The 13103-nt window shown below is 38.1% G+C and carries 11 protein-coding genes; 1 reads left to right on the top strand and 10 read right to left on the bottom strand.

The annotated features are described in order from the left end of the window. Positions 1-51: 51 nt before the first annotated feature. From purN to HHL23_RS14275, 4 genes are all read right to left on the bottom strand, one after another. Entirely contained in the window at positions 52-615 is a 564-nt protein-coding gene (gene purN, locus HHL23_RS14290; protein WP_169235465.1) for a phosphoribosylglycinamide formyltransferase, read from the bottom strand. A gap of 76 nt (positions 616-691) precedes the next feature. Continuing rightward, positions 692-1684, bottom strand: a complete 993-nt coding sequence (gene purM / locus HHL23_RS14285) for a phosphoribosylformylglycinamidine cyclo-ligase (protein ID WP_169235464.1) — start codon at positions 1682-1684, stop codon at positions 692-694. A 300-nt stretch (positions 1685-1984) separates the two neighbouring features. Next, positions 1985-2536, bottom strand: coding sequence for an NADPH-dependent FMN reductase (locus HHL23_RS14280; protein ID WP_169235463.1), 552 nt, complete (start codon positions 2534-2536; stop codon positions 1985-1987). 54 nt (positions 2537-2590) lie between these two features. Continuing rightward, positions 2591-3319 carry a pirin family protein gene (locus HHL23_RS14275; RefSeq protein ID WP_169235462.1) on the bottom strand — a complete coding sequence of 243 codons (729 nt, stop codon included), beginning with the start codon at positions 3317-3319 and terminating at the stop codon, positions 2591-2593. A gap of 318 nt (positions 3320-3637) precedes the next feature. On the opposite strand from HHL23_RS14275, the gene HHL23_RS14270 reads away from it, so the two are divergent. After that, complete coding sequence (locus HHL23_RS14270) at positions 3638-4108, top strand: lipocalin family protein (protein WP_169235461.1); 471 nt, start codon at positions 3638-3640, stop codon at positions 4106-4108. A 93-nt stretch (positions 4109-4201) separates the two neighbouring features. On the opposite strand, the gene HHL23_RS14265 is transcribed toward HHL23_RS14270, so the two are convergent. From HHL23_RS14265 to HHL23_RS14240, 6 genes are all read right to left on the bottom strand, one after another. Further along, entirely contained in the window at positions 4202-5605 is a 1404-nt protein-coding gene (locus tag HHL23_RS14265; RefSeq protein ID WP_185194877.1) for an MFS transporter, read from the bottom strand. Continuing rightward, on the bottom strand, positions 5602-6129 hold the full coding sequence (locus tag HHL23_RS14260) for a nuclear transport factor 2 family protein (protein ID WP_169235460.1): 528 nt from the start codon (positions 6127-6129) through the stop codon (positions 5602-5604). Before HHL23_RS14260 ends, HHL23_RS14265 begins: the two co-directional genes overlap by 4 nt. Before the next feature lie 12 nt (positions 6130-6141). Further along, positions 6142-7995: a glycoside hydrolase family 13 protein gene (locus HHL23_RS14255; protein WP_169235459.1), complete on the bottom strand. Its 1854-nt coding sequence runs from the start codon at positions 7993-7995 to the stop codon at positions 6142-6144. Positions 7996-8142: 147 nt separating this feature from the next. Next, the gene (locus tag HHL23_RS14250; protein WP_169235458.1) at positions 8143-10299 is read right to left on the bottom strand and encodes a glycoside hydrolase family 97 protein; all 2157 of its coding nucleotides are present in this window, start codon (positions 10297-10299) and stop codon (positions 8143-8145) included. 106 nt (positions 10300-10405) lie between these two features. After that, positions 10406-11485 (bottom strand): SusE domain-containing protein, encoded by a 1080-nt coding sequence (locus tag HHL23_RS14245; RefSeq protein ID WP_169235457.1) that lies wholly within the window; start codon positions 11483-11485, stop codon positions 10406-10408. 16 nt (positions 11486-11501) lie between these two features. Next, on the bottom strand, positions 11502-13103 hold the full coding sequence (locus HHL23_RS14240) for a RagB/SusD family nutrient uptake outer membrane protein (RefSeq protein WP_185194876.1): 1602 nt from the start codon (positions 13101-13103) through the stop codon (positions 11502-11504).

The raw sequence follows: 13103 nt of genomic DNA, 5'->3' as shown, positions 1-13103 counted from the left end.
CAGTGAATTCAATTGGTACACTGGTACATTGTTATATTGGTACATTATTATTTAATTTCCTAAAACTTTGTTGATGGCTTTTGGAAATATTTCATATTCAATATGGTGAACTTTCTCTGCTATTGTTTCCGGAGTGTCCTCTGCTGTCACTTCAAATGATTTTTGAAGAATCGCTTCTCCTTCATCAATTCCAGGAGTTACAAAATGTACGGTTGCACCGCTTTCTTTTTCCCCGGCTTCAATAACGGCATGATGAACATTCATTCCCCACATTCCTTTCCCTCCGAATTTAGGAAGCAGTGCCGGATGAATATTGATAATTTTACCACTCCAGTTTTCACAGAATTCAGGTTTCAGGATGGATAAGAATCCAGCCAATACGATCAGATCTGTATCTTTTGGAATCCTATTCCCTAATTCACTGCTGAAATTTTTTCCTCTGGGAATCAGAACGTTTTCTATATGATGATTTTTGGCTCTTTCAAGTCCGAAGCATTCTCTGTCTGCCACGACCAAAGATACTTTTGCATTTTGGATCTCTCCGCTGTCAATGGTATCTATGATTCTCTGCAGATTGGTACCGGAACCTGAAACGAGTATAACGATGTTTTTCATGTTGTGAATGTAACAATGTATCAGTCTAGCAATGTAACAATGAATTCAATTGGTACACTGGTACATTGTTATATTGTTATATTGTTATATTGATTTTCTCGCTTCCTTCCGTGATCTCACCGATTTCGTAAGCATCATCTAAAAGGTGCAATACTTTTTCAGCGTGCTCTGCATCTGCAACAATGATCATCCCCACTCCCATATTGAAGGTTCCGAACATTTCCTCACGAGATACTCCACCTCTTTTTTCCAATTCAAGCATAATGCTAGGAATTTTGATCTTGGCAGCATCGATAGAAGCACACAGTCCTTCAGGAATAATTCTCGGAACATTTTCATAAAGACCGCCTCCTGTAATGTGGGCAATACCGGAAACTTTTACTTCTTCCAATACTTTATGGATGTCTTTATAATATAATCTTGTAGGTACTAAAAGGGTTTCGTATAAAGGTTTTCTTTCAAACTCTTCTTCGAAGTTAGGGAATACTTTTCTTACTAATGAAAATCCGTTGGAGTGGAATCCTGAGCTTGGCAAAGCGATGATCTTATTTCCGGTCTTGATGGTAGAACCGTCAATGATCTGGTCTTTTTCAACGATTCCTACACAGAATCCTGCAACATCATAATCTCCCGGCTGGTACATTCCCGGCATTTCAGCAGTTTCACCACCTATCAATGCGCAATTGTTGTCCTTACATGCTTTCACCATTCCAAGAACGATTTCAGCAGCAACTTCTGAATCAAGCTTTCCACAAGCCAGATAATCTAAGAAAAATAAGGGTTTAGCACCGTGGCAAAGGATATCGTTGGCACACATTGCGAAACAGTCGATGCCGATAGAATCATACTGTTTGGTATCCAAAGCTACTTTCAGCTTGGTTCCTACTCCGTCTGTTCCTGAAACCAGCACTGGATTTTTATATCCTCCGATCTCATAGAAAGCTCCAAAACTTCCCAAATGGTTCAATACATTTGAGTTGTGGGTTTCGCCTACTGCTTTTTTGATCTTATCAACCGTTTTGTACCCTTCTTCTTTGTCTACGCCTGCCGATTTGTAAGTGTTGCTCATGTTTAATAATTTTATTAATGTAGCAATGTATCAGTTTAACAATGTAACAATCATCTTGTCTGGAAAACCAAAAAACTGGAATATTGATACATTGGTACATTTTATTTCTATAATTACTTTTTATCCAGATTTAGAAAATAAAAAAGCCGACAATCTTGGTAGATTATCGGCCGTTATTTTATCTCAGAATTTCAGAGTCCACAGTTTTCCCTTTCTCTGAGAAACATTCTTTAAAAGTGGTCTGAATTTTCATCTTTTTTCTTTTTGCAAAAATAGTAATTTTAAATTAATATTCAAACTCTATTTTTCAAGGATGGTTTCAATGGCTGCAATCTTCTTGATTTTATCTTTTAATTCGCTGTCTTTCTCTTCATTAGAAATCTTCTGTGCAGCTTTATCAAAGTTGTCATTAAAGAAAGGAAGTGAGAAAGTTTCTACAATATTTCCACCATGAGAAGGAAAACGCTTCGATGCCGCCTCTAAAACTCCTGCTCCGCCTCTGCCTCCCGGAGAGGTGGACATCAATAACATGGGCACTTGATTAAATACCGTTCTGTCTTTGATTCTGGATACCCAGTCGAATACATTTTTGAAGGCTGTAGAATAAGTTCCGTTGTGCTCAGGTAATGATACCAAAAGAAGATCTGCTCCGTCAATTTTTGAGGCAAAATCCTTTGCTTCTTGAGGAACACCTCCTGTTAATTCTCTTTCATGCTTATAAATGGGCATTTCGAAAGGGTTCAAATCTATTACTTCTACTTCTGCATTTTCAAAAAGAGATGATGCATAGGCTACCAACTGTCTGTTCATTGATGCATCTGAATTGCTTCCTGCTATTGCTAAAACTTTCATTTATTGTTTATTTTTATATACTGTGTTCTATTTTATTACGAAGATTCGTTAATGTTACTTTAAATAAGCCGGTACTTCCATCGGTACTTCCATTAATAAGATCTCAGCGTCATCTACTGCTTCGATATTAAAGCTCTGAGTATCCCAGATTCCTAATCCGTCTCTTTCATTCAACACTCTGTCTCCTACTTTGGCACTTCCTTTCAGAACGAAAGCATAGACTCCGTTTCCTTTTTTGTTCAACATATAATTTTTGCCGTTTCCTGCTTTGAAATTAGCCAAATTAAACCATGCATCCTGATGGATCCATACTCCGTCATCATTTTTGTTTGGAGATAAGATCTGCTGGAACCCGTTGATTTTTTCGCCCTCTTTGATGCTTTTCTGATCATATCTAGGTTCCACATTCACTTCTTTAGGAAAAACCCAGATCTGCAGAAACTTTACTGCTTCGTCTTTATTTTTATTGTACTCGCTATGCATTACCCCTGTTCCTGCGCTCATTACCTGAATCTCTCCTTTTTTGATAACGGCAGTGGTTCCCATTGAATCTTTGTGTTCCAAATCTCCTTCCAAAGGAATTGATATAATTTCCATATCCCTGTGCGGGTGTGTTCCAAATCCCATTCCCTGTGAAACGGTATCGTCGTTCAACACTCTTAAAACACCAAAATTCATTCTGTCTTTGTTTTGATAATTGGCAAAGCTGAATGTGTGGTAGCTGTTTAGCCAGCCGTGATCTGCATGGCCTCTTGAATCTGCTTTATGATATACTGTTTTCATACTGTAATTATTTATGGTACAAATGTAGTGGATATGGGTGTTTGAAAATGTTGATGTAGGTTAAGAAGGAGTATTAATTGCCAGATTGAATAATCATTGGAGTCATATTGGTAAAAATAAACAAAAATTAAACTTCCAATAAACAAAAGAAAACAATAATCTAGAAAACTCTAATTTTCTAGATTGCTCAAGTGTTAAACACAAAACAATTCATTACATATCAATACATTAAATTATCGAATTAATTCTATGAAATATTCTAATTTTCGGGTCATGAAATTGCTACATTTGAACTTTTTAAATATAAATAACAAAAAAATGATTAAAAGAAATTTATTTTTAAGTATTGCCGTTTTAGGCTTGCTCTCATGTAATAATAATGATGATGACACAATGGAAGTAAGTGAACCAACTATTACTGGTAAATGGCAGCCCTCTAAGTATATGGCATATTCTGGTAAAGACGGAAGTATTATTGCAAATGAATCATCTGATGCCAACGTATGTGATAAGAAAGGCTCTCTGGATATGAGTTCCGCTGGAAAATGGCATGAGATAATATATTTTGGAAATACAGAAGCACAGTGTCAAGTTGATGCAGAAGTTACTGGAGATTACACATATGATTCTGCTTCTAAAAAAATCCATTTAAAAAATTCAGACGGAACAACAGAGGTGTACACATTAAAAAAAATAACCAACACTGAACTTGAAGTCATAACCGATTATTTTGACACCAATGGCGATGGTATAAAAGACGAATATACCAACGTTTACAAAAAACTGTAAAAAAGCAAATGCCTCCTGTAATAGGAGGCATTTTTATTACTGAGTCGAATTTACTAAAATCATTCTTTATAAGTTACTTATTTTCTGCTGAATTTAAAAATGCACCTGCTTAATTTCTCCCTCTATTTCCTTAGAGGTTTCATCTTCTGATTGGACGAAGATCATGGTAACGACCGCTCCAATGAGCATACATACGCCACCAACTACAATATAATCAATTGCCCGATTTCCGAAGATATTGCTTACAATAGGACCTCCAAATAATCCGTTGATGATCTGAGGGATAACAATAAAAAAATTGAAGATTCCCATATACACTCCCATTTTCCTTTGCGGAATCACTTCAATAAGCATAGCATACGGCATAGCAAGAATACTCGCCCAGGCAAAACCCAAACCTATCATGGAAATCCATAAAAGGCCAGTATCTTTAATAAAATACATAGAGATCAAACCCAATCCTCCGCATAACAGCGCTAGTGCATGAGTTTGCTTCTTTCCAATTTTCTTTGCGATCGGGGTTAATAAGAATGCAAACGGAATGGCCCATAGATTATACATTCCGAACAGTGTTCCGGTAAGGTCTCCTGCATTATTGAATTCTTTGGAATGGGTATCTTCAGGAGAAAGTCCGAAATGATGAGTCGCCAAAGCACTTGTAGTAAATACCCACATCGTGAATAATGCAAACCACGAGAAGAACTGCACAGCACCCAGTTTTTTCATCTGCGTCGGAATCCCTGCAAAATCTTTAAAAATATCGCTAAATTTTGAAGGTTCCTGCGGGATATCTTTTCCGTCTTCGAATGCTGCAAACTCCTCCGGAGAATATTCCTTAGTTGTAAAGATAGTATATAATATTGTGAGTAACAATATCCCAGCTCCCACATAAAAAGAATAAATTACGTTATTGGCTACAAACCCCTCAGGTGCTTCATTGGAAACGCCTAACGAAGTCAGTATGCTTGGAATATATGATCCTACGACTGCACCTATTCCAATCAGAATAGTCTGAACGGAAAATCCAAGGGTTCCCTGATGTTTGGGAAGCATATCTCCTACCAAAGCTCTAAATGGCTCCATCGCAATATTAACGGAAGCATCCATCATAGCCAGAAACAGTACAGCTAGCAGCAATGCATTAGCTGCAAACAGATGGGTCACGGTAGCTGCATTAGGGAGAAGTACCAAGCCCAGTGCACACAAAACAGCTCCTATTAAAAAATACGGTTTTCGTCTTCCCAACGGGCTCCAGGTGTTGTCTCCCATATGTCCGATAATTGGCTGTACAATAAGTCCGGTAACGGGCGCTACGAGCCAAAACCATGAAAGTTCATGAACATCGGCACCTAAATTAGCCAGGATTCTGCTGGCATTGCCATTTTGCAAACCAAAAGCCATCTGGATTCCCAAAAACCCCATGCTCATATTGATGATCTGAGGCATAGAAAGATTGGGTTTTATTCTTTGTGAAGAAATATTGTTGGAACGATTCATTTTTGTTTTTTTAATTCTTGTATTAAGGTATCTTCAATCGGTGCTTTTTCTGCGACTACTTTATCAACGACATCATTAGGAACGGTTACGGAGAGTACATATTGTTTCACTTTCCAGCTCCCTTTTATTTTTTCTACCACCCCTGAACCTCTGCAGATTTTCATTTGTGTATCTAATAGCTCATCGAACCAGGCCAGTTTTCCGTCTTTACTGAAATAGATGTTCCTTTTAAGAGCGGTGAAATTCCAGGTTTTCTTTTTGTCGAAATGAGGTTTCGCCCAAACCATAAAAGCTTTTTTATTCCAGACTTCAGTGGCATCTGTCCCAACAAAAGTAGATTCATCTGCGAAATAATTGAAATAGGTATTGAAATCAGCCTTTGCCGCAGCGGTGTTGAAACCATCCAGCATGGTCCCTATTTCTGTTTTATCTTTTTCAAATTGAGTACTGCCGGATTGGGCATTCATTCCTGTAAAACCAAGGATAAATAGCACCATTGTGCAGATTATTGTTATTTTTTTCATTGTCTATTAATTTTAATTTTGGAGTTCAATGATCATTGACGTTTTTGCAGGAATAGCCAGGTTACTTTGTATAGGAAATTCTTTTCCTGAAATGATATCTTTTCCTTTTACCACTCCGTTTAATGATTCTGAAAAACGTTTTAAATCTAACGTCTGATCTTTTTCATTATTGTTGATGATCACCATTACATTGTCCTTCGCATCATATCTAAAATATACGAATACACCTTCCTGAGGAACGTAGTTTTTAGTTTTTCCGGTATGAATTACTTCTTTACCTTTTCTCCAGTTTAATAATTTTTGACTAAACTGATAAAATTCTTTCTGTTCTGGAGTCTGTGATGAAGGATTGAAAGCATTCTGCGCATCAGATTTCCATCCTCCCGGAAAATCTCTGCGGATATCTGCATCGCCTCCTTTAGTTTTATCTCCTCTCATTCCTACTTCTGAGCCATAATAAATCTGTGGAATACCTCTGACCGTAGAAATCATGGTCAATGCCATTTTGTAGGCTTTCGGATCGGCATTGAAGATCTCATTCCATCTTTCGGTATCGTGATTTTCAAAGAAAACCAGTAGATTATTGATATCCGGATACAGGAAGTCGCTGGTAAAAACGTTGTAAAGCTTAATCATACCGTTGTCCCAGCTTTCTTTTTCTTTAAGAGCTTTGGGCATATCTCCAAACAGCATGAAATCCATAACGGAAGGCAGATTTGAATTGTAGCCTGCTGCTTCTCCTGTCTTAGAATTTTTCTGCCATGCGGAGATCTGTCCTGCTGTATTAAGCCAGGTTTCACCTACAATATTAAATTTCGGGTATTCATCGGTAATCGCTTTGGCCCATTTGGCCATAGCTTCTTTATCGTTGTATGGATAAGTATCTACGCGTAGACCACCCAATTCAGCATATTCAATCCACCAAATAGCATTTTGGGTTAAATATTTTAAAACCAACGGATCTTTTTGATTGATATCAGGCATAGTAGTATCAAACCAGCCATCCAGTGCATATTTTTTATCAATTTCTGAGGCATTGGTGTCAAACTGAGTTGTTGTTTTATAATTGGAGCGGTAGAAACCATTTTTCCCTTCATCAAACCAATGAATCCAGTCTTTTGAAGGCAGATCTTTGATGATCCAATGGGACACTCCCCAATGGTTGGTCACATAATCCATGATCAGCTTCATATTTCGTTTGTTCAGTTTCTGGGAAAGCTCTCGGTATTCTTCATTAGTTCCGTAACGCCCATCTATTTTATACAGATCAGTTTGTGCATACCCGTGATAGGAATACACTTTTTCATTGTCTTCGTTCACAGGTGTAAGCCAAACAGACGTTACTCCAAGGTTTTGAATATAGTCAAGATTATCGATGATTCCACGAAGATCACCGCCATGTCTTCCGTTGGGTAAGCTTCGGTTTGCTTTTTCAATGAGATCGGGTCTGGAATCATTTTTTTCATCACCGTTGGCAAAACGGTCCGGCATGATGAGATACATGACATCTTTTGAAGTAAAAGATTCACGGTCTGCGGATCCGGACGCTCTTTGTTTCAGTTCATAAGTGTAGGAGCTAATGTTTTTCTTTCCTTTCTTAAGATTGATTTTAAACTTCGGAACATTGATCTCACCTGTATTGACTGTAACAAAAACATAATTGGGGTTTTCAACTTTTTTTATGTCTTTTATCTGAATACCGTCGGAAAGTTCAATTTTACTTTGTGCAATATCTTTTCCGTAAACTAAAATCTGAAGTTCAGGATTTTTCATTCCTTTCCACCAAAAAGCAGGTTCTACTTTCTGGATTTGGGAGAAAGCCACTGAAGCTGCCGAAAGGGCAAAAATTGTGTATATTTTTTTCATTTATAATTATATTTTGATCAGCAGGGTCAATTCTGTTTAGTAAATCTTATATGTTTCATCCATCGTTTTTAGTGCAAAAAGTTAATGCCCCGGCCCATTTTCCGAATATATAATGAACCGGGGCATAATAAACTTATCAATTTAAATTTAGTTCACAGGCTTAACAGAAATCGCGAAACCGCCACTTCTTGCCATTTTGAAATTCAATTTAGATTTGCTGGTGATCTGTTTTTTGTAGATGTTATAACTTTGAGGATTGTCGATGTAATCAGCATCTTTTCCATCTTCATATACGGTTATATCATATTTTTTTCCTTTGTCGAGGAAAGAGAAATCTACGGTGTATTCACGTTTATTTTCATCGGTAATACCGCCTACAAACCAGTTTTCAGTCCCTTTTGCTTTTCTGGCCGTGATCACATAATCTCCTGGCTCAGCGGACAAAATTTTAGTATCATCCCAGTCTGCTGCAACGTCTTTGATGAACTGGAATGCATCCATATGCTTTTTGTAGTTTTCAGGAAGGTCTGCGGCCATTTGAAGAGGCATATACATGGTCACATATAATGCTAACTGTTTTGCTAACGTAGTTTTTACAAAACGTTTATCTCCAGGGAAATAATAGTCTAGCTTGGTCTGGAAAATCCCTGGCGTGTAATCCATAGATCCTCCCATCCATCTTGTGAAAGGAAGAACGGTCTGGTGATCCGGCTTATTCCCTCCGAAAGCTTCATATTCGGTTCCTCTGGCTGCTTCTGCAGAAATATAGTTTGGATAGGTACGGCTTTCTCCTGTAGGGCGAACTGATTCATGGGAATTGACCATGATTTTATACTGATTTGCTTTTTCGGCAATTCTGTAATAATGATTAATCGTCCATTGAGAATAATGGTGTTCTCCTCTTGGAATAATATCACCTACATACCCTGTTTTCACAGCGTCATAACCGTATTTATTCATCAATTGAAAGGCTTTGTCTGACCATCTTTCGTAATTCGTTGCAGAACCTGAAGTTTCGTGGTGCATGATTAATTTAATCCCTTTTGAATGGGCATAATCATTCAGCATTTTGATGTCAAAATCCGGATACGGAGTAATGAAATCGAAAACAAATTCTTTTGAGTGACCGAACCAGTCTTCCCAACCTGCATTCCAGCCTTCGATGAGTAATCCCTGGAAACCGTTTTCAGCAGCAAAATCGATGTATTCTTTAACTTTTGTATTGTTTGCAGCGTGTTTTCCGTTTGGTGTCAATTTTGAGAAATCTGTTTTATCCAGATGAACATTTTCTGCGGTAGAGTAAGCCCACTGGGATTTTCCGATGATCATTTCCCACCATACGCCCATATATTTTGTAGGGTGAATATAGGACGTGTCTGTATATTTTGTAGGCTCATTAAGATTAAAAATCATTTTGGACTCCATCACTTCTTCTGCTTTCGGAGAAACAATAATGGTTCTCCACGGCGTTACTGAAGGCGTTTGGATATATCCTTTTGCCCCTTGTCTGTCTGCAGTAAGGTGTGTTTTGAATTTAAAATTCTGAGCATCCACTTCTAGATGAGAAGCAGGATAATCTAAAACGGCAGCTTCTGCTACATTGACGTATAAAGGATCTTTGCCTTCTTTTTTAAGCATTAATGGAGATTGAACTGCATTTTTCACCAACGCTTGTGAAGCATTAGCATCGAATGCCTTATCCCATTTTGCTGGTATTTCAGAGATTTTTGTTTCCTGGTACTGATATTCCTGGGAATCATAGTCTGCAACCATCCACCATGCTTTCATATCGGTTGGGAAATCGATTTCGGAATCTTCTTCTCTGATCACAAAATAGTTCAGATTTTTCTGTTGTGGAAATTCATATCTGAATCCGAGACCGTCATTAAACAATCTGAACTTTACCACAATGCTTCTGCTTGTAGAAGACTGATCAAGCGTAACCGCCAGTTCGTTGTAATGATTGGTATAGTTTTTCTTTTCACCCAGAACCGGTTGCCAGGTTTCGTTTTTGGAATCACGTTTTTCATCTGTTTTCGTGAATCCGTTGTTCAGATCAAATTTAGCATCTTCTGCTTTGGCGATTTCAGAGGCAAATTTGATGGCTGAGTCTTTAAATAATCTTAATCCTAACTTAGAATCTTCTACCACCACAGCACCATTATATTTCAGATTGTAATAAGGTACTCCCTGTTTCAACTGAAAGTTCATTTCAAACTTCCCATCCGGCGATTTCAAAGACTGTGCTTTCACACCCACGAACATCATTGAGAGCAACATCGCTCCAACTGTAATTTTCTTCATATTGACTATTTATAAACTTAAAAATAAAGAAAGTGTTGCGGTAAAGCAACACTTTACTGTATAAATTCGTTGTAATTTACTATTAAATGTATACTTTTCAGATATTTTAGTTAACTGGAACTACTGAAAATTCACCTGTTCCATCATTAAAATAAACATCATAATAATATGTCGTACCCAAAGGAATATTAGCACCACCTATAACGGCTGTTCCGAAAAATTCCTGAGCCACCCCCCAGCTTGTTGCCCAAGCATGATTAGCTCTGAACTTAAATTCTCCGGCATTCAGCATTACATTTTTCTTCACCCATACGTGGGTATCAAAGGTAGACTGTTCCATATCAAGATCGGTATTCCATGTTCCAGAAGCTGTTCCTATCATAGAAATTGAGGTATAGGTAACGGCCGGCGGCGTAACTGGAACCAATGTATAGGTTAGTGCTACCGTATTGACTGTCAATTTATAATATCCTGCAGCCGCTACGGGAATATCGCCCGATCCGCCACCTGCAACCAATATTCCTGCAGAGCCTCCCATTCCATACTGGGTATCCCAGGTTCCCGGAGTTTTAATCAGCTTAAAAGCACCTGTAGTAAAGAAGCCTGTGTAGGTATAAGAGCCTGCTGTTACTGTTTTCTGTAGAGGATAAAGTTTGGCATTGGTCGCATCATTTGTCCATCCGCCTGCAGTAGCATTACCAATCAGATACAGATCTGTAAAAGCATACACTGGCCCTTTTTGATAAGGTGTAATATTAAGATCAAGAACATTTGAATAGAAAACTGCTGCTCCTACAGATGTTTGTAATCTGGACTCAATCTGATTAACCTGACCCGTTTTTGCCCCTAAATTCAACATGAGAGCGTTTAAGCCTGCATGGGTTAAAGTTCCGGTTACCGTTTTATTATCTAATGAAAAAGTAACGCTGTTTTTAAACTCGGTTCCTTTAATTCCAAATTCTATCAGCTGCGATGAAACAACAGGAATGTTGAATGCAGATTTCGTCCATGTGAAATTAAGTGCGGTTTCAGATTCTGTATCTTTGTTAAGGACCACTGTATTTTTATCAACAGTCATTTTAGATGCAGCTGTTTCATTAAGAACGGCCTGATCTTCATCTTTCTCACAAGAGATGATGAGAAACCCTATCGCCAGGACCATACATATTTTAAAAAAATTTTTCATTTTTTGTTTTTTTAAATTAATACCCAGGATTCTGGATTAGATTAGGATTCGCAATAATATCTCTGTTCGGAATAGGGAAAAGATTTCTGTAGCTTTCTACTGCTTTTCCTTCTTTTACATTTCCTTTCCAAGGCCATAGGTAATCCCCTGTAGTATATCTGTTGAAACGGATAAGATCTGATCTTCTGGTTGTTTCCCAAGACAGTTCTCTTGCTCTTTCATCCAGAATAAAGTTCAGGTTTATTGATGTTACATTTCCACTTGTATTTCCGTAAGCACGTTCTCTCAACTTGTTAATATAAGTGACTGCAGTCGCCTGGCTGCCACCGCTACCACCTCTGAGAACAGCTTCCGCATACATCAGGTAGATATCTGCCAAACGATATAAAGGAATATCCGCTTCTACCCAGTTATCATGAGCACCAGCAGCTCCGTTGCTTTTAATATTTTTATACTTGATAAATGCATATCCATCGGTAAAAACACCCAGGTTATTAATTTCCAGATTCTGTCCTGAGGTAAAAAATCTTCCTCTTTTATCAGCTCCATCGGCAGGAAATAAGCCTACGAATGCTTTTGTGGTTCTCAAACCACCCCATCCTCCATTAACGCCGAACTCGGAAGCCTTCATATCTCCACCTATTGCTGCATGAACCAAATAAGTCGTTCCGCCGTTGGTCTGGGTATTGATTCCGTCAAAATTTACACTTAGGATCTGCTCAGGGTTATTGATATTGTTATCCGCAAGGAATAACTCATCATACTTAGGCTTTAAAGAATAGCCCGCTGCAATCACTTTGTTACAATAGGTGATACAGTCTGTATTTCTCTGTGTTCCCGTGTACACTTCTGCATTCAAATATAACTTCGCCAACAATGACCAGGCTGCAGCTTTATCAGCTCTTCCGTACTCACTGGTTTTAGGATCTTTTAGTTCACTAGCTACTGCAAGCAATTCAGATTCAATAAAATTAAACAATGCTTTTCTTTCTATTCTCTGCGGTGGGGTTAAAGATCCCGGCACATAGGTTTCGTCCACAAAAGGAACATTCCCGAACATATCTATGGCATGATAATAGGACTGTGCTCTTAGGAAACGGGCTTCCGTTCTCATCAGTTTAGCCTGAGCAAGATTTTCACCGGTAATATTATTTTCCGCCAATTTTTCATCTGTTACATTCCGCAGGAACTCATTACAGAAAGCAATTTCCGTATACACTCTGTAGTACATGGCTGCAATAAATTCGTTGGAAGCATCCCAGGTCATTTTATGAAGGGTGTGAAGATTTCCATCATTCCAGCCGATTACAGCTTCGTCTGTAGTTAAAACATTCAGGTTATACATCAGTCTTGTATACTGAGAAAAACCTCCATTGATCCCATTGATATCACTGTCAGGCTGGTCACCATCACCGCTTATCTGCCCTCCCATGGCAAGGCCTCCATAGAGTTTTGCCAGAATATTTTTGTAGTTAGAAAAATCCTTATAGATAGTCTTTGCAGTAACATCCGTAATTGGTTCTCTTTCCAGATCATTAACACATGACGCAGCGGTCAGCAGAAAAGCAGCCGAAAGAGGCAGTACTATATTTTTAAGTTTGATTGTATTTAGTTTCAT

This window comes from Chryseobacterium antibioticum (assembly GCF_012927325.1).
Classification (GTDB): domain Bacteria; phylum Bacteroidota; class Bacteroidia; order Flavobacteriales; family Weeksellaceae; genus Chryseobacterium; species Chryseobacterium antibioticum.
This window is presented reverse-complemented; position numbering and strand designations above follow the sequence as displayed.

Bases quoted from the DNA above. Each gene is read 5' to 3' on its own strand.
- HHL23_RS14270 (WP_169235461.1), top strand. From the start codon at position 3,638: ATGATTAAAAGAAATTTATTTTTAAGTATTGCCGTTTTAGGCTTGCTC.
- HHL23_RS14245 (WP_169235457.1), bottom strand. From the start codon at position 11,485: ATGAAAAATTTTTTTAAAATATGTATGGTCCTGGCGATAGGGTTTCTC.
- HHL23_RS14250 (WP_169235458.1), bottom strand. From the start codon at position 10,299: ATGAAGAAAATTACAGTTGGAGCGATGTTGCTCTCAATGATGTTCGTG.
- purN (WP_169235465.1), bottom strand. From the start codon at position 615: ATGAAAAACATCGTTATACTCGTTTCAGGTTCCGGTACCAATCTGCAG.
- HHL23_RS14265 (WP_185194877.1), bottom strand. From the start codon at position 5,605: ATGAATCGTTCCAACAATATTTCTTCACAAAGAATAAAACCCAATCTT.
- purM (WP_169235464.1), bottom strand. From the start codon at position 1,684: ATGAGCAACACTTACAAATCGGCAGGCGTAGACAAAGAAGAAGGGTAC.
- HHL23_RS14280 (WP_169235463.1), bottom strand. From the start codon at position 2,536: ATGAAAGTTTTAGCAATAGCAGGAAGCAATTCAGATGCATCAATGAAC.
- HHL23_RS14275 (WP_169235462.1), bottom strand. From the start codon at position 3,319: ATGAAAACAGTATATCATAAAGCAGATTCAAGAGGCCATGCAGATCAC.
- HHL23_RS14260 (WP_169235460.1), bottom strand. From the start codon at position 6,129: ATGAAAAAAATAACAATAATCTGCACAATGGTGCTATTTATCCTTGGT.
- HHL23_RS14240 (WP_185194876.1), bottom strand. From the start codon at position 13,103: ATGAAACTAAATACAATCAAACTTAAAAATATAGTACTGCCTCTTTCG.
- HHL23_RS14255 (WP_169235459.1), bottom strand. From the start codon at position 7,995: ATGAAAAAAATATACACAATTTTTGCCCTTTCGGCAGCTTCAGTGGCT.